Origin of the sequence: Streptomyces bungoensis (genome assembly GCF_001514215.1) — a bacterium.
Taxonomy (GTDB): Bacteria; Actinomycetota; Actinomycetes; order Streptomycetales; family Streptomycetaceae; genus Streptomyces; species Streptomyces bungoensis.
The window spans coordinates 75,061-95,735 of record NZ_KQ948855.1; the positions used below are offsets into that span (position 1 = coordinate 75,061).

21 protein-coding genes are annotated in these 20,675 nt (G+C 73.2%); 14 read left to right on the plus strand and 7 right to left on the minus strand.

The features are described 5' to 3' along the window. Nucleotides 1-63: 63 nt before the first annotated feature. Nucleotides 64-1,512, minus strand: a complete 1,449-nt coding sequence (locus AQJ66_RS12820; protein ID WP_061920349.1) for an NAD(P)H-quinone dehydrogenase — start codon at nucleotides 1,510-1,512, stop codon at nucleotides 64-66. A gap of 95 nt (nucleotides 1,513-1,607) precedes the next feature. Here AQJ66_RS12820 and AQJ66_RS12825 point away from each other — a divergent pair, with 95 nt between their 5' ends. The 3 genes from AQJ66_RS12825 to AQJ66_RS12835 all read left to right on the plus strand — a co-directional run bounded on the left by AQJ66_RS12825 (nucleotide 1,608) and on the right by AQJ66_RS12835 (nucleotide 4,730). After that, the gene (locus tag AQJ66_RS12825) at nucleotides 1,608-2,045 is read left to right on the plus strand and encodes a gamma-glutamylcyclotransferase family protein (RefSeq protein WP_061920351.1); all 438 of its coding nucleotides are present in this window, start codon (nucleotides 1,608-1,610) and stop codon (nucleotides 2,043-2,045) included. Nucleotides 2,046-2,172: 127 nt separating this feature from the next. Next, complete coding sequence (locus AQJ66_RS12830) at nucleotides 2,173-2,997, plus strand: purine-nucleoside phosphorylase (RefSeq protein ID WP_061920353.1); 825 nt, start codon at nucleotides 2,173-2,175, stop codon at nucleotides 2,995-2,997. Nucleotides 2,998-3,095: 98 nt separating this feature from the next. Next, complete coding sequence (locus AQJ66_RS12835; RefSeq protein WP_061920355.1) at nucleotides 3,096-4,730, plus strand: phospho-sugar mutase; 1,635 nt, start codon at nucleotides 3,096-3,098, stop codon at nucleotides 4,728-4,730. A 521-nt stretch (nucleotides 4,731-5,251) separates the two neighbouring features. On the opposite strand, the gene AQJ66_RS12840 is transcribed toward AQJ66_RS12835, so the two are convergent. Further along, nucleotides 5,252-5,935, minus strand: a complete 684-nt coding sequence (locus AQJ66_RS12840) for a PH domain-containing protein (RefSeq protein ID WP_061920357.1) — start codon at nucleotides 5,933-5,935, stop codon at nucleotides 5,252-5,254. A 216-nt stretch (nucleotides 5,936-6,151) separates the two neighbouring features. On the opposite strand from AQJ66_RS12840, the gene deoC reads away from it, so the two are divergent. Genes deoC through AQJ66_RS12855 form a run of 3 tightly spaced genes read left to right on the plus strand, consistent with a single transcriptional unit; the run spans nucleotide 6,152 to nucleotide 9,425 of the window. Beyond that, entirely contained in the window at nucleotides 6,152-7,108 is a 957-nt protein-coding gene (gene deoC, locus AQJ66_RS12845) for a deoxyribose-phosphate aldolase (RefSeq protein ID WP_061920359.1), read from the plus strand. A gap of 6 nt (nucleotides 7,109-7,114) precedes the next feature. Continuing rightward, nucleotides 7,115-8,545 (plus strand): aldehyde dehydrogenase family protein, encoded by a 1,431-nt coding sequence (locus AQJ66_RS12850; protein WP_061920361.1) that lies wholly within the window; start codon nucleotides 7,115-7,117, stop codon nucleotides 8,543-8,545. Further along, nucleotides 8,538-9,425 (plus strand): aldehyde dehydrogenase family protein, encoded by an 888-nt coding sequence (locus tag AQJ66_RS12855; RefSeq protein ID WP_061920363.1) that lies wholly within the window; start codon nucleotides 8,538-8,540, stop codon nucleotides 9,423-9,425. The genes AQJ66_RS12850 and AQJ66_RS12855 overlap by 8 nt, the downstream gene beginning before the upstream one ends. A gap of 64 nt (nucleotides 9,426-9,489) precedes the next feature. On the opposite strand, the gene AQJ66_RS12860 is transcribed toward AQJ66_RS12855, so the two are convergent. Then, a complete protein-coding gene (locus tag AQJ66_RS12860; RefSeq protein ID WP_061920365.1) occupies nucleotides 9,490-9,714 on the minus strand; it encodes a hypothetical protein in 225 nt (74 codons plus the stop codon). Between the two features lie 169 nt (nucleotides 9,715-9,883). Between AQJ66_RS12860 and AQJ66_RS12865 the strand changes: the two genes are divergently transcribed. Further along, complete coding sequence (locus AQJ66_RS12865; protein WP_061920367.1) at nucleotides 9,884-10,486, plus strand: uridine kinase family protein; 603 nt, start codon at nucleotides 9,884-9,886, stop codon at nucleotides 10,484-10,486. A gap of 199 nt (nucleotides 10,487-10,685) precedes the next feature. Here AQJ66_RS12865 and AQJ66_RS12870 read toward each other — a convergent pair whose 3' ends face one another. Continuing rightward, nucleotides 10,686-11,423, minus strand: a complete 738-nt coding sequence (locus AQJ66_RS12870; RefSeq protein WP_061920369.1) for a SigE family RNA polymerase sigma factor — start codon at nucleotides 11,421-11,423, stop codon at nucleotides 10,686-10,688. A 264-nt stretch (nucleotides 11,424-11,687) separates the two neighbouring features. Here AQJ66_RS12870 and afsQ1 point away from each other — a divergent pair, with 264 nt between their 5' ends. The 5 genes from afsQ1 to AQJ66_RS12895 all read left to right on the plus strand — a co-directional run bounded on the left by afsQ1 (nucleotide 11,688) and on the right by AQJ66_RS12895 (nucleotide 15,555). Then, on the plus strand, nucleotides 11,688-12,365 hold the full coding sequence (afsQ1, locus tag AQJ66_RS12875) for a two-component system response regulator AfsQ1 (RefSeq protein WP_031024517.1): 678 nt from the start codon (nucleotides 11,688-11,690) through the stop codon (nucleotides 12,363-12,365). Beyond that, nucleotides 12,362-13,984, plus strand: a complete 1,623-nt coding sequence (locus AQJ66_RS12880) for a sensor histidine kinase (RefSeq protein ID WP_061920371.1) — start codon at nucleotides 12,362-12,364, stop codon at nucleotides 13,982-13,984. The genes afsQ1 and AQJ66_RS12880 overlap by 4 nt, the downstream gene beginning before the upstream one ends. Beyond that, complete coding sequence (locus AQJ66_RS12885) at nucleotides 13,981-14,589, plus strand: hypothetical protein (RefSeq protein WP_061920373.1); 609 nt, start codon at nucleotides 13,981-13,983, stop codon at nucleotides 14,587-14,589. The genes AQJ66_RS12880 and AQJ66_RS12885 overlap by 4 nt, the downstream gene beginning before the upstream one ends. 91 nt (nucleotides 14,590-14,680) lie before the next feature. Beyond that, a complete protein-coding gene (locus tag AQJ66_RS12890; protein WP_061920375.1) occupies nucleotides 14,681-15,244 on the plus strand; it encodes a VanZ family protein in 564 nt (187 codons plus the stop codon). Between the two features lie 110 nt (nucleotides 15,245-15,354). Then, the gene (locus AQJ66_RS12895) at nucleotides 15,355-15,555 is read left to right on the plus strand and encodes a PspC domain-containing protein (RefSeq protein WP_061920377.1); all 201 of its coding nucleotides are present in this window, start codon (nucleotides 15,355-15,357) and stop codon (nucleotides 15,553-15,555) included. A gap of 86 nt (nucleotides 15,556-15,641) precedes the next feature. On the opposite strand, the gene AQJ66_RS12900 is transcribed toward AQJ66_RS12895, so the two are convergent. After that, a complete protein-coding gene (locus AQJ66_RS12900) occupies nucleotides 15,642-15,992 on the minus strand; it encodes a hypothetical protein (RefSeq protein ID WP_061920379.1) in 351 nt (116 codons plus the stop codon). Between the two features lie 147 nt (nucleotides 15,993-16,139). Further along, on the minus strand, nucleotides 16,140-17,303 hold the full coding sequence (locus AQJ66_RS12905; RefSeq protein WP_061920380.1) for an adenosine deaminase: 1,164 nt from the start codon (nucleotides 17,301-17,303) through the stop codon (nucleotides 16,140-16,142). 185 nt (nucleotides 17,304-17,488) lie between these two features. Between AQJ66_RS12905 and AQJ66_RS12910 the strand changes: the two genes are divergently transcribed. Further along, on the plus strand, nucleotides 17,489-18,262 hold the full coding sequence (locus AQJ66_RS12910; RefSeq protein WP_079060205.1) for a dienelactone hydrolase family protein: 774 nt from the start codon (nucleotides 17,489-17,491) through the stop codon (nucleotides 18,260-18,262). On the opposite strand, the gene AQJ66_RS12915 is transcribed toward AQJ66_RS12910, so the two are convergent. Continuing rightward, entirely contained in the window at nucleotides 18,259-19,218 is a 960-nt protein-coding gene (locus tag AQJ66_RS12915; protein ID WP_061920384.1) for a LysR family transcriptional regulator, read from the minus strand. The genes AQJ66_RS12910 and AQJ66_RS12915 overlap by 4 nt on opposite strands. A gap of 62 nt (nucleotides 19,219-19,280) precedes the next feature. Here AQJ66_RS12915 and AQJ66_RS12920 point away from each other — a divergent pair, with 62 nt between their 5' ends. Then, nucleotides 19,281-20,564, plus strand: coding sequence for an MFS transporter (locus AQJ66_RS12920; protein ID WP_061920386.1), 1,284 nt, complete (start codon nucleotides 19,281-19,283; stop codon nucleotides 20,562-20,564). Nucleotides 20,565-20,675: the final 111 nt, after the last annotated feature.

Below are 20,675 nucleotides of genomic sequence, written 5' to 3' on the forward strand. Positions count from 1 at the left end.
CCCCCGCCCATGCCGTACGCATGCTCGACAACTCCCCGTGAACAGCGGGAAGTCGGGGAACCGTCAGATCTCGCCGCCCGCCTTGCGCGTGTGCAGCTGCCGCGCCACCTCCGCGATCGACCCCGAAAGGGAGGGGTACACGGTGAAGGCGTTCGCGATCTGTTCGACCGTCAGATTGTTGTCGACGGCGATCGAGATGGGGTGGATCAGCTCAGAGGCGCGCGGCGCCACGACCACGCCGCCGACGACGATGCCCGTGCCCGGCCGGCAGAAGATCTTCACGAAGCCGTCCCGGATGCCCTGCATCTTGGCGCGCGGGTTGCGCAGCAGGGGCAGCTTGACGACGCGCGCGTCGATCTTGCCGGCGTCCACGTCCGCCTGGCTGTAGCCGACGGTGGCGATCTCGGGGTCGGTGAAGACGTTGGAGGAGACGGTCTTGAGGTTGAGCGGGGCCACCGCGTCGCCGAGGAAGTGGTACATGGCGATGCGGCCCTGCATGGCGGCGACGGACGCGAGGGCGAAGACACCGGTGACGTCACCGGCCGCGTAGACGCCCGGAGCGGTCGTCCGCGACACCTTGTCGGTCCAGATGTGACCCGACTCGCGCACCTTGACGCCGGCCTCCTCGAGACCGAGCCCCGCGCTGTTGGGGATCGCGCCGACGGCCATCAGGCAGTGCGTGCCGCTGATGACGCGCCCGTCGGCGAGCGTCACCTCCACCCGGTCGCCGACGCGCTTGGCGGACTGCGCGCGGGAGCGGGCCATGACGTTCATGCCGCGGCGCCGGAAGACGTCCTCGAGGACGGCGGCGGCGTCGGGGTCCTCGCCGGGCAGCACCCGGTCGCGGGACGACACGAGGGTGACCTTCGACCCGAGGGCCTGGTAGGCGCCGGCGAACTCGGCGCCGGTCACGCCCGAGCCGACCACGATCAGCTCTTCGGGCAGCTCGGTGAGGTCGTAGACCTGGGTCCAGTTGAGGATGCGCTCGCCGTCGGGCTGGGCGTCGGGCAGCTCGCGCGGGTGGCCGCCGGTGGCGAGGAGGACGGCGTCGGCGGTGAGGGTCTCCTCGGTGCCGTCGGCGGCGGTGACGACGACCTTGCGGGACCCGTCGAGGGCCTGCATGCCCTCCAGGCGGCCGCGGCCGCGCAGGACCCGGGCGCCGGCGCGGGTGACGGACGCCGTGATGTCGTGCGACTGCGCGAGCGCGAGCCGCTTCACACGCCGGTTCACCTTGCCGAGGTCCACACCGACGACCCGGGCCGCCTGCTCCAGCGGCGGGGTGTCGTCGGCGACGATGATGCCCAGCTCCTCGTAGGAGGAGTCGAAGGTGGTCATCACCTCGGCCGTGGCGATCAGGGTCTTCGACGGCACGCAGTCGGTCAGCACCGACGCTCCGCCCAGACCGTCGCAGTCGACGACGGTCACCTCCGCACCGAGCTGAGCGGCCACCAGCGCCGCTTCGTATCCGCCGGGTCCGCCACCGATGATCACGATCCGAGTCACGTACCCCATTGTCCCGCACGCTTCAAGGTGCCACTGCCCGGGGGCGCACGGGGGTTCCTCGCGGGTCCGGAGTGACGGCAGTGCCGCTGCCGTACCCTCTCCCCATGTCGCTCTACGCCGCGTACGCCGGCAACCTCGACGCGCGGCTGATGTCCCGCCGCGCTCCCCACTCCCCGCTGCGTGCCGTCGGCTGGCTGAACAACTGGCGGCTGACCTTCGGCGGCGAGCAGCTGGGCTGGGAGGGCGCGCTGGCGACGATCGTCGAGGAGCCCCTGGCCCAGGTCTTCGTCGGCCTGTACGACCTCGCTCCGCTGGACGAGGAGTCCCTCGACCGGTGGGAGGGCGTCGGCCTCGGCATCTACCGCCGGGCCCGGGTCCGCGTGCACACCCTGGACGGCGAGGAATCGGCCTGGACCTACGTCCTCAACGGCTACGAGGGCGGCCTGCCGTCGGCCCGCTACCTGGGCGAGATCGCCGACGCGGCGGAGTCGGCCGGGGCGCCCCACGACTACGTGATGGAGCTGCGCAAGCGGCCCTGCTGAGGCCTGCGCCGGGCTCGCGCGGTCTCCCGCCCCGGGCCGCCCCTCGTGGGAAACGACAAGACAACGATCTCAATCCGGTGAGCTCTGTATCTACGCGCGTAGGCGAAGACCGGCTACCCTCATCCGCGTGAACGCATCTCTCCTTCCGGACGACATCCAGGGCGACCCCCACGCCGCCGCCGACGCCGCCGCCGCGCGCCTGCGCGAACTCACCGGCGCCGAGACCCACGACGTCGCCCTCGTGATGGGCTCCGGCTGGGCTCCGGCCGTCGACGCCCTGGGCGCACCCGACGCCGAGCTCCAGGTCACCGAGCTGCCCGGCTTCCCGCCGCCGGCCGTCGAGGGCCACGGCGGCAAGGTCCGCTCGTACTCCTTCGGTGACAAGCGCGCCCTGGTCTTCCTGGGCCGCACGCACTACTACGAGGGCCGCGGCGTCGCCGCCGTCGCGCACGGCGTCCGCACGGCCGTGGCGGCGGGCTGCAAGACCATCGTCCTGACCAACGGCTGCGGCGGCCTGCGCGAGGGGATGCGCCCCGGCCAGCCGGTGCTGATCAGCGACCACATCAACCTGACGGCCACCTCCCCGATCGTCGGCGCCAACTTCGTCGACCTGACGGACCTGTACTCGCCGCGCCTGCGCGCCCTGTGCAAGGAGATCGACCCGTCCCTGGAGGAGGGCGTCTACGCGCAGTTCCCCGGCCCGCACTACGAGACCCCGGCCGAGATCCGCATGGCCCGCGTCATCGGCGCGGACCTCGTCGGCATGTCGACGGTCCTGGAGGCGATCGCCGCCCGCGAGGCCGGCGCCGAGGTCCTCGGCATCTCCCTGGTCACCAACCTCGCGGCCGGTATGACCGGCGAGCCCCTCAACCACGAGGAGGTCCTCCAGGCGGGCCGCGACTCGGCGGCGCGCATGGGCCAGCTGCTCTTCCAGGTGCTGGGCAGGCTGTAGGCGGGACCTTCCCGCCGGCCGGTCCGGCCGGCCGGGTGGGCAGAACGGGGCCGGGGCGGAGCCCCCGGTGGAGCAAACACGGAGAGGTTGATCCCAAGGTGCACGACGACGATCTCATCGCCCGGGCCAAGGCATGGCTCGCCGAGGACCCCGACCCGGAGACCCGTGGCGAACTGGCCGGGCTGATCGACGCCGGGGACACGGCGGAGCTGTCCGCCCGCTTCAGCGGCACCCTGCAGTTCGGCACCGCGGGCCTGCGCGGCGAACTGGGCGCCGGGCCGCAGCGCATGAACCGCAGCGTCGTGATCCGCGCCGCGGCCGGACTGGCCGCGTACCTGAAGAAGAACGGCGAGTCGGGCGGCCTCGTGGTCATCGGCTACGACGCCCGTCACAAGTCCGCCGACTTCGCCCGGGACACCGCCGCCGTGATGACCGGCGCCGGCCTGCGCGCGGCCGTGCTGCCCCGCCCGCTGCCCACCCCCGTGCTGGCCTTCGCCATCCGCCACCTCGGCGCGGTCGCGGGCGTGGAGGTCACCGCCAGCCACAACCCGCCCCGGGACAACGGCTACAAGGTCTACCTGGGCGACGGCTCCCAGATCGTCCCGCCCGCGGACGCGGAGATCGCCGCCGAGATCGACGCGATCACCTCCCTGCACGACGTACCGCGCCCGGACGGCGGCTGGGAGATCCTCGACGACACCGTCCTGGACGCGTACCTCGCCCGCACCGACGCCGTCCTCGCCGCCGGCTCCCCGCGCACCGCCCGCACGGTCTACACGGCGATGCACGGCGTCGGCCGCGACGTGCTGCTCGCCGCCTTCGCCCGGGCCGGCTTCCCGGAGCCGGTCCTGGTCGCCGAGCAGGCGGACCCGGACCCGGACTTCCCGACGGTCGCCTTCCCCAACCCGGAGGAGCCGGGCGCGATGGACCTGGCGTTCGCGCGGGCCCGCGCCACCGGCCCCGACCTGGTCATCGCGAACGACCCGGACGCCGACCGCTGCGCCGTGGCCGTCAGGGACGGCGGCGACTGGCGCATGCTGCGCGGCGACGAGGTCGGCGCGCTGCTCGCCGCCCACCTGGTGCGGAGCGGGGCGCGCGGCACCTTCGCGGAGTCGATCGTCTCCTCGTCCCTCCTCGGCCGCATCGCCGAGGCGGCCGAGCTGCCGTACGAGGAGACCCTCACCGGCTTCAAGTGGATCGCCCGTGTGGAGGGCCTGCGCTACGGCTACGAGGAGGCCCTCGGCTACTGCGTGGACCCCGAGGGCGTGCGCGACAAGGACGGCATCACGGCCGCCCTGCTGATCACGGAGCTCGCCTCGCAGCTCAAGGAGGAGGGCCGCACCCTCCTGGATCTGCTGGACGACCTCGCCGTCGAGCACGGCCTGCACGCCACCGACCAGCTCTCGGTCCGGGTCGAGGACCTGTCGCTGATCGCCGACGCGATGGGCCGCCTGCGCGAGCAGCCGCCGACCGAGCTGGCCGGGCTGCCCGTCACCCGTGCCGAGGACCTGACCCGGGGCACGGACCGGCTGCCGCCCACCGACGGCCTGCGCTACACGCTCGACGGCGCCCGCGTCGTCGTCCGCCCCAGCGGCACCGAGCCCAAGCTGAAGTGCTACCTGGAGGTCGTCGTCCCGGTCTCCGGCCATGCCGGTCTGGCGGCGGCCCGGGCGCGCGCGGCCGAGCTCCTCGCGGCGATCAAGCGGGACCTGTCGGCGGCCGCCGACATCTGAGGCCCAGCGCTCGTAGGCTCGGCGCTCGCCGTCCAGTACGGCGGCGGCGAGCCGCTGCCGCGGGCGCAGGTCCGCCCTGATCTTCACCAGTTCCCCGGCGTGCTGCCCGACCAGACGCTTCTGCTGGGCGACCTCCGCGGTGTACCGGATCCCGACCAGGTCGGTCCGCGCCTTGCGGGGCGCGTCGGCTACGGCCACGGCCCGTTCCCGGGCCGTGGCCGTAGCCGTGCGCCAGGCGGGATCGGCCGCGGCCTCCTCGGGGCCGGCGTACGTGTAGCCGTGCGTCCGAGCGGGCTGCGGGCCAGTGCCGGCCGGTGGCCCGCTGCCGAACGGGAGGGGGCGGACGGGTGCGGCGCGCCTCGCACCACGGCCCGGTGAGCCTGGTCCCCGCATCCCACCGGCACCCCGCGCGCCCCTACCACCGGGCGGGAATGCCTCGCAGGCACCGCCGCTGGCCGACGAGGGCCGGCCGATGACGGGCCGGCAGCTCCGCCCGGTGCCGCGGCGCGCGGCCGAGGTGCTCAGCCGAGCGCGAGCAGGATGCCCAGCAGCACCGCGCCGGCCACCGCGGGCGCGACCACCTCGTAGGCCCAGCGGACGGTCACCTCGCCCTGGGCCGACGGGGTCTCTCCGCGGCGCTCCAGGGTCTGCCGGAGGTCGTCCATGACCTTGTCGGTCTCCGCGCGGGTGGGGACGTCACGACCGGCGCCGGAGCCGCCGAAGAGGCCGAAGCCGCCGAGGTCCGGGCCGCCGGGACGGTCGCCGCGGCGGCTCGCGGCGGCCGCGCGGGACTGGCCGCGGGCCGCCTTCTTGCGGGCGCGCAGCGAGACGGGAATGGCCCACAGCTGGTACTTGGTGCCGGAGTTGGCGACGACCTCGTTGGTGTAGCCGGAGCGCAGCGAGGCGATCTCGCCCCAGGGCAGGGTGATCACGCGGAAGGGGTTGCGGACCCGCAGCCGGTCCTCGCCCGCGAAGACCGCCGGGCGCAGGGTGAAGGCGATCACCAGCGGGACGGCCAGGATCAGCGCGGCCAGCGCCAGCCACGGCGTGCGCCCGTGCCCGCGGACCAGCGCGTCGAAGCCGAGCCAGCAGGCGAGGGCGAGCAGCAGCACACCGGCCACGAGCGCCAGGGGCGAGCGGTAGATCAGATCCTTGGCGGTGGACGCGGGCTGTGGCGCCGGCGACGGGTGGTCCGGGGTCGTCATGCCCCCGATTCTGCATGATGCCCGCGGCACCCGGCCGAGCCGCCCGGACGCCGCGCGGACGCCCGGGCGTGCTCGGGTGCGGGCGGTCGTCGGCCGGCGGCACGGTTGCCCGCGCCCCGTGACGTGGGGACGTTTCCCGGTGCCGCTCGGGCGTCCGGTGTCCGCCGCCCGGGGCTGTACAGCCGCTACGCGCGTAGATATGCTCGTCTGGTGACCATGCCCACCACTGCACCCGCACACCGGCTCTCAGACGTCACCGCGTCCGACAGCACGCTGCGCCGCTTCCTGCACGGACTGCCCGGCGTCGACGCGGTCGGCCTGGAGGCGCGCGCCGCGTCTCTCGGCACCCGTTCCATCAAGACCACCGCGAAGGCGTACGCCATCGACCTCGCCATCTCGATGGTCGACCTGACGACGCTGGAGGGCGCGGACACCCCGGGCAAGGTCCGGGCGCTCGGCGCCAAGGCGGTCCGCCCCGACCCGACGGACCGCACGGCCCCGGCCACGGCCGCGGTCTGCGTCTACCCCGACATGGTGGCCGCCGCCAAGGAGGCCGTCGCCGGCTCCGGCGTCAAGGTCGCCTCGGTCGCCACCGCCTTCCCGGCCGGCCGCGCCGCGCTCGACGTGAAGCTGGCCGACGTCCGGGACGCCGTCGCCGCGGGCGCCGACGAGATCGACATGGTCATCGACCGGGGCGCGTTCCTCGCGGGCAAGTACCTGAAGGTGTACGACGAGATCGTCGCCGTGAAGGAGGCCTGCGGCGCGGACGCCCGGCTGAAGGTCATCTTCGAGACCGGCGAGCTGTCGACGTACGACAACATCCGCCGGGCGAGCTGGCTGGGCATGCTGGCGGGCGCCGACTTCATCAAGACGTCCACCGGCAAGGTCGCCGTCAACGCCACCCCCGCCAACACCCTGCTGATGCTGGAGGCGGTGCGCGACTTCCGCGCCCAGACCGGCGTCCAGGTCGGCGTGAAGCCCGCGGGCGGCATCCGCACCAGCAAGGACGCGATCAAGTTCCTGGTGCTGGTCAACGAGACCGTGGGCGAGGACTGGCTGGACAACCACTGGTTCCGCTTCGGCGCCTCCTCCCTGCTGAACGACCTGCTGATGCAGCGGCAGAAGCTGGCCACCGGCCGTTACTCCGGCCCCGACTACGTGACGGTGGACTGATCCCCCATGGCTTTTGAGTACGCACCCGCCCCCGAGTCGCGCGCGATCGTCGACATCGCGCCCTCGTACGGCCTGTTCATCGACGGCGAGTTCACCGAGGCGGCCGACGGCAAGGTCTTCAAGACGGTCAGCCCGTCCACCGAGGAGGTCCTCTCCGAGGTCGCGCGGGCCGGCGCCGAGGACGTCGACCGCGCCGTCCGGGCCGCCCGCAAGGCGTTCGAGAAGTGGTCGGCGCTGCCCGGTTCCGAGCGCGCCAAGTACCTGTTCCGCATCGCCCGCATCGTCCAGGAGCGCAGCCGCGAGCTGGCGGTCCTGGAGACGCTGGACAACGGCAAGCCGATCAAGGAGACGCGCGACGCCGACCTGCCCCTGGTCGCCGCGCACTTCTTCTACTACGCGGGCTGGGCGGACAAGCTCGGCCACGCCGGGTTCGGCCCCGACCCGCGTCCGCTCGGCGTCGCCGGCCAGGTCATCCCGTGGAACTTCCCGCTGCTGATGCTGGCGTGGAAGATCGCCCCGGCGCTGGCCACCGGCAACACGGTCGTCCTGAAGCCCGCCGAGACCACCCCCCTGTCGGCGCTGTTCTTCGCGGACGTCTGCCGCCAGGCCGGCCTGCCCAAGGGCGTCGTCAACATCCTCCCGGGCTACGGCGACGCGGGCGCCGCGCTCGTCGCGCACCCGGACGTGAACAAGGTCGCCTTCACCGGCTCGACGGCCGTGGGCAAGGAGATCGCCCGCACGGTCGCCGGCACGGACAAGAAGCTCACCCTCGAACTCGGCGGCAAGGGCGCGAACATCGTCTTCGACGACGCCCCGATCGACCAGGCCGTCGAGGGCATCGTGAACGGCATCTTCTTCAACCAGGGCCAGGTCTGCTGCGCGGGCAGCCGGCTGCTCGTCCAGGAGTCGATCCAGGAGGAGCTGCTGGAGTCCCTCAAGCGGCGCCTGTCCACGCTCCGCCTCGGCGACCCGCTGGACAAGAACACCGACATCGGCGCGATCAACTCCGCCGAGCAGCTCGCGCGGATCACCGCGCTCGCCGAGCAGGGCGAGGCGGAGGGCGCCGAGCGCTGGTCCCCGGCCTGCGAACTGCCCTCGGCCGGCTACTGGTTCGCGCCGACGCTGTTCACCGGCGTCACCCAGGCGCACACCGTCGCCCGGGAGGAGATCTTCGGCCCGGTGCTGTCGGTCCTCACCTTCCGCACGCCGGACGAGGCGGTCGCCAAGGCGAACAACACGCCGTACGGCCTGTCGGCGGGCATCTGGACCGAGAAGGGCTCCCGGATCCTGGCCGTCGCGAGCAAGCTGCGCGCGGGTGTCGTCTGGTCCAACACGTTCAACAAGTTCGACCCGACCTCGCCCTTCGGCGGCTACAAGGAGTCGGGCTTCGGCCGCGAGGGCGGCCGCCACGGCCTGGAGGCGTACCTCGATGTCTGACGCGCGACTGTCTGTCTTCAAGACCTACAAGCTGTACGTCGGCGGGAAGTTCCCGCGTTCCGAGAGCGGCCGGGTGTACGAGGTGACCGACGCAAAGGGCAAGTGGCTCGCCAACGCTCCGCAGTCCTCCCGCAAGGACGCCCGGGACGCGGTGGTCGCCGCGCGCAAGGCGTTCGGTGCCTGGTCCGGCGCGACGGCGTACAACCGCGGCCAGGTGCTGTACCGGGTCGCGGAGATGCTGGAGGGGCGCCGCGACCAGTTCACCCGTGAGGTCGCGGACGCCGAGGGCCTGTCGAAGTCCAAGGCGGCCGCGGTCGTGGACGCCACGGTCGACCGCTGGGTCTGGTACGCGGGCTGGACCGACAAGATCGCCCAGGTGGTGGGCGGCGCCAACCCGGTCGCCGGCCCCTACTTCAACCTCTCCTCGCCCGAGCCGACCGGCGTGGTCGCCGTCCTGGCCCCGCAGGAGTCGTCCTTCCTCGGCCTGGTCTCCGTCCTGGCCCCCGTGATCGCCACCGGCAACACCGCGGTCGTGATCGCCTCCGAGAAGGCCCCGCTGCCCGCCCTGTCCCTGGGCGAGGTGCTGGCCACCTCCGACGTGCCGGGCGGCGTGGTCAACGTCCTGTCCGGCCGTACGGCGGAGATCGCGGCGCCGCTGGCCGCGCACCAGGACGTCAACGCGATCGACCTCGCGGGCGCCGACGAGGTGCTGGCGAAGGAGCTGGAGATCGCGGCGGCGGACAACCTCAAGCGCGTCGTGCGTCCACAGCCTGTGGACTACTTCGAGACGCCCGGCACCGACCGGCTGACGGCCTTCCTGGAGACCAAGACCGTCTGGCACCCGACGGGCTCCCTGGGCGCCTCCGGCTCCTCCTACTGAGTCCCGTCCCGCAGCCGAGCCGCGCCACCCCTCCGTCCGGGGGCGGCGCGGCTCTCCCGTCCGGTCACGCCTCCGAGCCGCCGCCCAGCAGGCCCCCGAGCTGCTCCAGGGTCGGGACGGCGCCGATCGGGCCGGTCTGGGCGAGGGGGCCGGTCAGGCCGGAGAGCGGGGCGCCGTCGTCCTTGGCGGACGCCGCCGGCGCACCCACGGCGAGCGCCGCGGCGGCGGCCGCGAGGACGAACAGCGCGCACCGCGCGGTGGGACGGAGAGGGGACGTGTGTCGTGCCATCGCGGGAACCGCCTTCCGATACAGCGAATACATTGCGTCAGATTATAAGTACGCAGAGTAGTCGACGTGTGATCCGTACTCCAAAGCCGACCCGCGGGGTCGGCAGGGCGCTCGCCATACGTCAAACTGGTGTTCCGTGAGCCTTCATCCCCCGTCCCCCGCCCGTGTCGTGCTGCTGTGCGGCCCCTCGGGTTCGGGCAAGTCCCTGGTCGCCGCCCGGTCCGGGCTGCCCGTGCTGCGCCTCGACGACTTCTACAAGGAGGCCGGCGACCCCACGCTGCCGCTGGTGGACGGGAGTTCGGACATCGACTGGGACCATCCGCTGTCGTGGGACGCGGACGTCGCGATCGAGGCCATCGCCCGCCTCTGCACGACCGGGTCGACCCCCGTACCGGTGTACGACATCGCGCTCAGCGCCCGTACCGGCGAGGAGACGCTGCACATCGGGCGCACCCCGCTGTTCATCGCCGAGGGCATCTTCGCCGCCGAGATCGTGGAGCGCTGCCGCGAACGGGGCCTGCTCGCCGACGCGCTGTGCCTGACCCGGGGTGCGGCCACCACCTTCCGCCGCCGCTTCCTGCGCGACCTGCGCGAGGGCCGCAAGTCGGTGCCGTTCCTGCTGCGCCGCGGCTGGCGGCTGATGCGCGCCGAGCGGTCGATCGTGGCCCGCCAGGTGTCCCTGGGCGCGCATCCCTGCGACCGCGACGAGGCGCTGGGCCGGCTGGCGGCAGCGGCGGCCGGACGGCAGGCGCACCGGCAGACGGTGGCGTGACCCGCACGGGCGGGGCCGTCGCGCGGCGGCCGTACGCCCGGCCCGTACACACGGGAAGCGGGACTGGACGGCCCCCCCGGTCCACCAGTCCCGCTTCCTTCGTGCTCCCCCGTGCTTCCCCCGTGGGATCCCACCCCCCAGTGGTCCCCCGTTTCCCCGTTCCCCCGTGCTCGGGTCACCCCCCGGTGACCCCCGACCTTCAGGCGACCAGTTCGCCGAAGGCGTTCTCCTCGTCACGGCCGAAGCTGAGGACCTCGTCCTCGCGCAGCCGGCGCAGGGAGCGCCAGATGCTGGACTTCACCGTGCCGACACTGATGCCGAGGATCTCGGCGATCTCCGGGTCCGTGCGGCCCTCGTAGTAGCGCAGGACCAGCATCGTGCGCTGGAGTTCGGGCAGCCGGGCCAGCGCCTGCCACAGGACCGCGCGCAGTTCCGTGCCGCGCATCGCGTCCGTCTCGCCGGGCGTCTCCGGCAGTTCCTCGGTCGGGTACTCGTTGAGCTTGCGGCGCCGCCAGGCGCTGATGTGCAGGTTCGTCATGGTGCGGCGCAGGTAGCCGCCGACCGCCGCCTTGTCGCTGATGCGGTCCCACGCCCGGTAGGTCGAGAACAGCGCGCTCTGCAGCAGGTCCTCGGCCTCGTAGCGGTCGCCGGTCAGGTGGTAGGCGGTGGCGTACAGGGAGGCGCGGCGCTCCTGGACGTAGGCGGTGAACTCCGCCTCCGTCAGCGAACGGCGCTCCCCCGAGTCCTCCCTGTACGCGGATCCCCCGTGCGGTTCCCCCGTGTGCGCGTCGACCACCGTCATGTAACCGGTGTGCTGACGCCCGGTACCGCGAGCGCACCCCCGCTGGCTCATGGCACCGGACTTCTCCGAACCCCGGTTCACGTCGTGCAGCCGCGTGACCACTGCGCTGGTGCTGATGCTGTGCAGCGTGTTCATCTCGCGCTCCCCCGTCGTGGACTTCCGGTGTTCGCCTCGCTCGGTTTCCTGCTCGGCGTCACTTCCTTGCCTGTGCCGAGTAGCTTGCCGAGCGACCTTCATCGCCGTGTCAGCCGACTGTCACAGACCTGTCACAGGGACCGGCCCCGGGCGCGTCACGGAGCACGCACGGACGGTGGCCGTGACGGGAGCCCGGCGGCGGCCCGGCAGGGGCCTGGCGCCGACAGGTCGTACGAGACCCCGTCCATGGGCCAGAATGAGCCCGTGCCTTCCCTGTTGCTGATCGAGGACGACGACGCCATCCGTACGGCCCTGGAGCTCTCCCTGACGCGCCAGGGACACCGGGTGGCCACCGCTGCCAGTGGTGAGGACGGTCTGAAGCTGCTGCGTGAGCAGCGGCCGGATCTGATCGTGCTGGACGTGATGCTGCCCGGCATCGACGGTTTCGAGGTGTGCCGGCGCATCCGGCGCACCGACCAGCTGCCGATCATTCTGCTGACCGCCCGCAGCGACGACATCGACGTGGTCGTCGGGCTGGAGTCCGGCGCCGACGACTACGTGGTCAAGCCGGTGCAGGGCCGGGTGCTGGACGCCCGGATCCGCGCCGTGCTGCGGCGCGGGGAGCGCGAGTCCAGCGACTCGGCGACCTTCGGCAGCCTGGTCATCGACCGGTCGGCCATGACCGTGACGAAGAACGGCGAGGACCTGCAGCTGACCCCGACCGAGCTCAGGCTCCTGCTGGAGCTGAGCCGGCGGCCCGGTCAGGCGCTGTCCCGGCAGCAGCTGTTGCGGCTGGTGTGGGAGCACGACTACCTGGGCGACTCGCGCCTGGTGGACGCGTGTGTGCAGCGGCTGCGCGCCAAGGTGGAGGACGTGCCGTCGTCCCCGACCCTGATCCGTACGGTCCGTGGTGTCGGCTACCGCCTGGACGCGCCTCAGTGACCACTGTGCGAGGGGGGCTGCGCGGCTGGGCCGCGGGGCGCAGGGGAAGTCTGGCCCGGCTCAGGTTCACCAGCCTCAGACTGCGGCTGGTCGTCGTCTTCGGTCTGGTCGCGCTCACCGCCGCGGTGTCGGCGTCGGGCATCGCGTACTGGCTGAACCGGGAGGCGGTGCTCACCCGCGCGCAGGACGCGGTGCTGCGCGACTTCAAGCAGGAGATGCAGACCCGGGCGGGCGCCCTGCCGGCCCACCCCACGCAGGACGAACTGCAGCGCGCCGCGGGCCAGATGGCGGCCAGCAGCCAGCGCTTCAGCGTGCTGCTGGTCGGCCGCGACCCCGGCGGCAGGACGGTGTACGGCAACTCCGGCGGCCTGAACGAGTTCTCGCTGGAGGACGTGCCCGCCTCGCTGCGCACCGCCGTGAACAGGCGGCAGAAGACCGGTGACGGCAACTCCGCCGCGTACCACCTGTACTGGCAGCGGATCGACGAGCACGGCACGCCGTACCTGGTGGCCGGTACCCGGCTGGCCGGCGGCGGGCCCACGGGCTACATGGCCAAGTCGCTGGAGCCGGAGGCCAAGGACCTGAACTCGCTGGCCTGGTCGCTGGGGATCGCGACGGGCCTGGCGCTGATCGGCTCGGCGCTGCTCGCGCAGGCCGCCGCCACCACCGTGCTGAAGCCGGTGCACCGGCTCGGGGTGGCCGCCCGGCGGCTCGGCGAGGGCCGGCTGGACACCCGGCTCAGGGTGTCGGGCACCGACGAACTCGCCGACCTGTCACGGACGTTCAACAACGCGGCGGAGGCGCTGGAGAAACGGGTCGCCGACATGGCCGCCCGGGACGAGGCCTCGCGCCGCTTCGTCGCCGACATGAGCCACGAGCTGCGGACCCCGCTGACCGCCATCACCGCCGTGACGGAGGTGCTGGAGGAGGAGCTGGAGTTCGAGGGCGGCGGTTTCGACCCGATGATCGAGCCGGCCGTGCGGCTGGTGGTCAGCGAGACGCGGCGGCTGAACGACCTGGTCGAGAACCTGATGGAGGTCACCCGCTTCGACGCGGGCACCGCCCGGCTGGTCCTCGACGACGTCGACATCGCCGACCAGATCACCGCCTGCATCGACGCCCGCGCCTGGCTGGACGCGGTCGAGCTGGACGCCGAGCGCGGCGTCCACGCCCGGCTGGACCCGCGGCGCCTGGACGTCATCCTCGCCAACCTGATCGGCAACGCCCTCAAGCACGGCGGGTCGCCGGTCCGGGTGTCGGTGCGGATCGCCCCCGGCGAGGACGGCGACGACCTCGTCATCGCCGTGCGCGACCACGGGCCGGGCATCCCCGAGGACGTCCTGCCGCACGTGTTCGACCGCTTCTACAAGGCGAGCGCCTCCCGCCCGCGCTCCGAGGGCAGCGGGCTGGGCCTGTCCATCGCGCTGGAGAACGCCCACATCCACGGCGGTGAGATCACCGCGGCCAACTCGCCCGACGGCGGGGCGGTGTTCACGCTGCGGCTGCCGCGGGGCTCCGACCCGGCCGCGGAGCCGGACCCGGACACGGGCTCGGACTCGCACACGGACCCGCACACGGACTCGGCTTCGCGTTCGGCTTCCGGGAGGGAGGGGTCATGAGCGCGCGGAGCGTACGGCGCCTGCTGGCGGCGCCCCTCCTCGCCGCGCTGCTCGCCGGGTGCGGGATCCGCACCACCGAGGTGCCGACCGACTTCGGCGCGGCGCCCTCCAGGGTGCCGTGCGAGCTGTCCGGCCCCGATCTGCCGGCGCAGTCCACGCACGGGGTGCCCGTCCAGGTCTTCCTGCTGTGCGGCTCGTCCCTGGTGACCGTCGACCGGACCGTGCGGGTCCCGGCGGGCACCCCGGACGCGCGGCGCCGGGTCATCGTCGCGCAGGGCCTGCTGGACGAGCTGGCCGCGTCACCGTCGGCCGCCGAACGGGCGGCGCGCTACACGACGTACGTGCCGGGCGGCCTCGGCGTGTCCGGGCCCGGCCACCGGGACCCGGAGGACACGCTGCGGCTGAACACCGCGCCCTCCCGGCTCACCGCGTACGCCCTCGCCCAGCTCGTGTGCACGCTCTCCGACTCGGCGGCGACGGAGGGCGACGGCTCGGTCGTCCTGGGCGGCCGCACCGGCCCGCTGCGGCGCTACGCGTGCACCGACGACGTCCGCAACCACCCGGGCGGGAGCAGGCCGCCGTCCAGCCAGGTGGGGGCGGCCTGAGCCGTCGGCGGGCCCGGTGCGGGCGGCGCCCTACGGCGATCCGCGTGACGGGCGGGGAACCGATCGTGCACACGGCTGCGTCTAGGGGGGCGTGCAGCGTCAAGGCTTCATCGGCGGCAGCGCCGCGATCCGCATCCGGGTGACGGGAGGTGTCCTCCTCGTCGCGCACCTCGCGCTCGTCGCCTGGCTGATGCTGCGGCCCCTGGACGTCCCCTGGGTGATGCCCGCCAACCTGCGCCCGCTGGCCGGTATCCGGGCCGATCTGGCGCTGGGCCCGGGCGAGGCGGCCAGACGCATCGGTGAGGGGCTGGCGCTGCTCGCGCCGCTGGGCGTGCTGCTGCCGATGTCGCACGGCCGGCTCACCGTCTCCCCGCTCGCCTCCCTGGTCCGTACGGCGTTCACGGGCGCCCTGGTCTCCCTGGGCATCGCCCTGCTGCAGACCGGTGTGCCGGGCAGGGTCGTGGACGTCGACTCGCTGCTGCTGAACACCGTGGGTGTGGCCCTCGCGCACCTGGCCGTGGTGCCGGCGGGCCGGGCCTGGCTGCGGCGCAGGGAGGCCCGGCCGGGCGCGCGACGGGCCGGGCGGGCCGGTGTGCAGGAGGAGTTCACCCAGGGGCGTACCCCGACGATTCCCAGGGTCGGTATCGCCCCTTAGAGTGACGCTTCGTCCGCTTCGTCTCCGTACTGTGGAGAACAGTTGAGGCCGTCACCCGGGCGGCCCGGCCACCGGCTCGTGAGCGAGCCGACGATCCCACAGGAGCCGACATGACCGCCCTTGCCCGCCCCACCCACGGCCGCGTGATCGGCGGAGTGTGCGCCGCGCTGGCCCGGCGCTTCGGCACGTCCGCGACGACGATGCGGGTGATCTTCGTGCTGTCGTGCCTGCTGCCCGGCCCGCAGTTCCTGGTCTACGTAGCGCTGTGGATCCTGCTCCCGTCCGAGGACAAGGCGCGCACCGCCTGGTGACGGGCACCGACGGCCCGAGCCGCCCCGGGTCGCCGGCGGGGCGCTCCCGGAGGGTGCCGGTGCGCCCCAGCGGCGGTGTACGGGTCTCAGCCGAGCGGGAGGCCGCCGAGGCTGCTGGAGACCGGCAGGCCGCCGATCCGGCTCTTGACCGGCCCGGTCGGGTCGTTGGTCAGCGCCCGGCCGACGGCCGACTGCCCGGTGGCCACCCCGGAGGCCAGGGCGCCCTGGCCGCGGGTGAGCCCGTCCCCGGCCCGCGCGGGCAGCGCGCCGGAGACGTTCCCGGCGGGCAGCGCGCTGGTGACGGAGTCCAGGGCCGGCGCGGCCGGAGCGGCGTTCGGGCCGACGGCCGGAGCCGCGTGGGCCGCGCCCGCGCCGACGGCGGCGATGGCGGCACCGAGGGCGGCGACGGAGAGGGTCCTGGCAGCGGAGTGCTTCATGGAGTGCGTCCTTGATGCGGAGACGGAGAGCAAAAAAGGATTGAACGTTTCTGGACCGTAAACAGCCAGGATCCCCCCTCGCAAACACCGAAATGCGGACGGCTTGTGAACACCCGTCCACATTCCACCGGACGACGACGCCCCGAACTACCCCTCCGATTCAGCAGAACCGCTGGTGGAGACGGCCTGGCGGAACAGCCATTCGGATTTCAGCTGCGCATATCCGGGCTTGAGGACGTCATTGATCATCGCGAGTCGTTCATCGAAAGGAATGAACGCGGATTTCATGGCATTGACGGTGAACCACTGGAGGTCGTCGAGCGTGTAGCCGAACGCGTCGACGAGGTGCTCGAATTCCTGGCTCATGCTGGTGTGCGACATCAGCCGGTTGTCGGTGTTCACGGTGGCCCGGAAGTGCAGCCGGCGCAGCAGCCCGATGGGATGCTCGGCGTAGGAGGGCGCGGCCCCGGTCTGCAGGTTGGAGCTGGGGCACAGCTCCAGCGGGATCCGCTTGTCACGGACGTAGGAGGCGAGCCGGCCGAGCCGGACCGAGCCGTCCTCGCGGACCTCGATGTCGTCGATGATGCGCACGCCGTGCCCGAGCCGGTCGGCGCCGCACCACTGCAGGGCCTGCCAGATGGACGGCAGGCCGAAGGCCTCCCCGGCGTGGATGGTGAAGTGGTTGTTCTCCCGCTTCAGGTACTCGAAGGCGTCCAGGTGCCGGGTGGGCGGGTAACCGGCCTCGGCGCCGGCGATGTCGAAGCCGACCACGCCCGCGTCCCGGTAGCGGTTGGCGAGTTCGGCGATCTCCAGGGCGCGGGCAGCGTGCCGCATGGCCGTCAGCAGGGCGCCGACCCGGATCCGCCGGCCGTTCTCGCGGGCGAGCCGCTCCCCCTGGCGGAAGCCCTCGTCGACCGCCTCGACGACCTCCTCCAGGCTCAGCCCGCCCTCCAGGTGCTGCTCGGGCGCGTACCGCACCTCGGCGTAGACGACCCCGTCCTCGGCGAGGTCCTCGGCGCACTCGCGGGCGACCCGGACGAGCGCCTCCCGGGTCTGCATCACGCCCACGGTGTGGCGGAAGGTCTCCAGGTACCGTTCCAGCGAGCCGGAGTCGGCGGCCTCGTGGAACCAGATGCCCAGCTTGTCGGGGTCGGTCTCCGGAAGGCCGGAGTAGCCCGTCTCCCGGGCGAGTTCGACGACGGTTCCGGGGCGCAGCCCGCCGTCGAGGTGATCGTGCAGCAGAACCTTGGGCGCCTGCCGGATCTGGTCCGGCGTCGGAACGGTCCCGTTCGGTGCAGTCTGGCTCGTCATTGCCGCACTCTAACTCCTACGCGCGTAGAGCACTCGGCGAACAGGCGGGAAAGGGCAGAGCACGCGGCGAAAGGGGAGAGAAAGGGCGGAGAACGGGCAGAGGACGGGCTTTACTTTTCCGTCGATATGTAACGGTGACCGCCAGGACGGGTTTCGTACACCGTCGCTTCTGACACTGTTCTGCCATGGGACAGCAAGCGACGCCGGTCCGAACGGCCCGGCTGGGTAAGGGAGTCGGCCCGGAGCCGACGGCGGTGAGCGGAGCGGTGCTGGTCCTCCCCGGCGGGCAGGAGGTGTCCGCCCGCAGGCCCTCGCCGCTCCTGGCGACGGCCTTCGTCCGCTCCCTGGGCCGCCGCCTCGCCCGCGAGGGCCGCACCGACGGCCTGGCCGTGCACACCGTCCACTACCGCTACCGGGGCTGGAACGGCCACCAGGCGCACCTCGCGGGGGACGCCGAGTGGGCCGCCGACGAGGCCGTACGCCGGTACGGGGACGTGCCCGTGTGCCTGGTCGGGATCGGCATGGGCGGGCGGGCCGCGCTGCGGGCGGGCGGCCACGAGGCCGTCAACTCGGTCGTCGCCCTGTCCCCCTGGCTGCCCGAGGAGGACGTCGCCGCACCCGCCGAGCCGGTGCGGCACCTGGTGGGCCGCCGGGTGCTGATCGTCCACGGCACGAACGACGAACGCACCGACCCCGAGCTGTCCTTCCGCCTCGCGTCCCGGGCGAAGAAGGCCAACCGCGACGTCTGCCGCTTCGAGGTCCACTCCGACGGCCACGGACTGCACCAGCACCGCGACGAGGTCCTGTGCCTGACCGCGGACTTCGTGATGGGCGCCCTCTTCGGCCGGCCCGTCTCCCGCCCGGTGGAGGACGCGCTGGCCGCCCCGCCGCCGATCGGCCTGCGGATGCCGCTGGCCGCGGGGTTCGGGAAGTCGCCCAGGGGCTGGGCCAGACGTTAGGGCAGCAGATTCCCCCTCCGCGAGAGGAGGAACTTCTTGAAGGCCGCCACCGGTGGCGTGTCCGGGCGGTCCGCCAGCCAGGCGACGCCGATCTCGCGCGCCGCCCTCGGGGCCGTGACCGTCAGTTCCACCACGCCCGGGCGCGGGACGGTCGGAGGGGGCAGCAGGGCGACGCCCAGGCCCGCCGCGACCAGGCCCCGCAGGGTCTCCGCCTCCTCGCCCTCGAAGGCCACCCGCGGCTTGAAGCCGGCCTCCCCGCACAGGTCGTCGGTGATGCGGCGCAGGCCGTAGCCGGGCTCCAGGGTCACGAAGGTCTCCTCGGCGGCCTCGGCGAGGCGGATGCGGCGGCGGGCGGCCAGGCGGTGTTCGGCGGGCACGACCAGGCGCAGCTTCTGCTCGTCGAGGCGGCGGGCGACCAGGTCGGGGGCGTCCGGCACCGGGGAGGTCAGGCAGAGGTCGAGTTCGCCGGCGCGCAGGCCTTCCAGCATGGCCTCGCCGTAGTTCTGGACGAGGCTGAAGCGGACGCGCGGATGGTCGGCGCGGAAGGCGTGCAGCAGCCCGGGGACCGTCTCGGCGCCCATGGTGTGCAGGAACCCGAAGGCGACCTTGCCGGTGGCCGGGTCGGCGTCCGCGCGGACCTCCTCGGCGGCGCGCTCGATCTCGGCGAGCGCGCGCTCGACGGAGGCGAGGAAGGTGCGGCCGGCCGGGGTCAGGGAGACCGTGCGGCCGTGCCGGGCGAACAGGTCGACACCCAGGTCCTGCTCCAGGCGGGCCATCGCGCGGGAGAGGGTCGACTGGGGGACGTTCATCTCCTGGGCGGCGCGCGTGACGTGCTCGGTGCGGGCCACACCGGCGAAGTGGGCGAGCCGGGGCGCGAGCAGCCGCGACATCCGCGTCATGTCTTCTGTGTCACCGGACGGTGACAGGCGGGGCTGTGAGCTTCGCTGATGCGCCATGGGAACGATTATGGCGATTCCATGCATTGGACGGATGAGAGGGCGGTCCCTACGGTCGAGGCATGTCTCCCGCCAGTACCGGGGCGTCCGCCATCCCGGGCGCCGTCACGTCCGTCCCCGCCCCCGACTCCGACACCCGAATGGCTCCGGGCGGCCCCGGCTACCGCCGGATGAGCCTCGCCCTCTTCCTCGCCGGAGTCGCGACCTTCGCCCTGCTGTACTCCACGCAGGCCCTGCTGCCGCTGATCTCCGGCGAGTTCGGAGTGGCGGCGAGCGAGGCGAGCTGGACCGTGGCGGCCGCGACCGGCGGCCTGGCCCTGTTCGTGCTGCCCATGAGCGCCCTGTCCGAGCGGTTCGGCCGCCGGACGATCATGACGGCCTCGCTGGCGGTCGCGGTGACCGTCGGCGTGCTGGTGCCCTTCGCGCCGTCCCTGGGCACGCTGGTCGTGCTGCGGGCGGTGCAGGGCGCGGCGCTGGCCGGGCTGCCGGCCTCGGCGCAGGCCTACCTGGCCGAGGAGGTGCGGCCCAGGGCGCTGGTCACGGCGATCGGCCTGTTCGTCGCGGGGAACAGCGTCGGCGGCATGAGCGGCCGGGTGATCACCGGCTGGGTGGCGCAGGAGTGGGGCTGGCGGGTCTCGGTGGGCGTGATCGGCCTGATCGCGGTCCTGTGCGCGGTGGCGTTCCGGCTGCTGCTGCCGGCCCCCCGGCACTTCACGGCGGGCTCGCTGCGCCCCCGGGTCCTGCTCGGCACGGTCCGCGGCCACCTCTCCGACCCGCTGCTGCGCCGGCTGTACGCGATCGGCGCGCTGTTCATGACGGTGTTCGGCGGGGTCTACACGGTGATCGGCTACCGGCTGACCGAGGCCCCCTTCTCGCTGCCGCAGGGCATCATCGGCTCGATCTTCCTGGTCTACCTGGTGGGCACCGTGTCGGCGTCCACGGCGGGCCGCCTGGTGGGCCGGTTCGGCCGCCGGGGCGCGCTGTACCTGGCGGGCGGTACGACGGCGGCCGGCCTGCTGCTCTCCCTGGTCCCGTCGATCCCGCTGGTCCTGCTGGGCCTGGTGCTGATCACGGCGGGCTTCTTCGCCGGGCACGCGGTCGCCTCCTCGGCGGTCAGCAAGACGGCCACCCGCGGCCGCGCCCAGGCCTCGGCCCTCTACCAGTCCGCGTACTACGTCGGCTCCAGCGTCGGCAGCACGGTCGGCGCGACGGCCTTCCACGCGAGCGGCTGGGCGGGCACGGTCACGGTCGGCGTCCTCGCCGTCCTCGGGGTCGTCGCGATCACCGTCCTCGGCTCGCACGCCGCCCGCACGGCGGCCCGGCGGGAGCCGGTCGCGGCGCACTGAACCGGGGTCTTTCGTTCTGATCAGGCCGGAGCAGGCCGGATCAGGGAGCGGGGTCCGGTGCGGTGCCAGGGCCCGCGAGCCCGGCGTGATCCGAAGGAGAGGCCCCCTCCG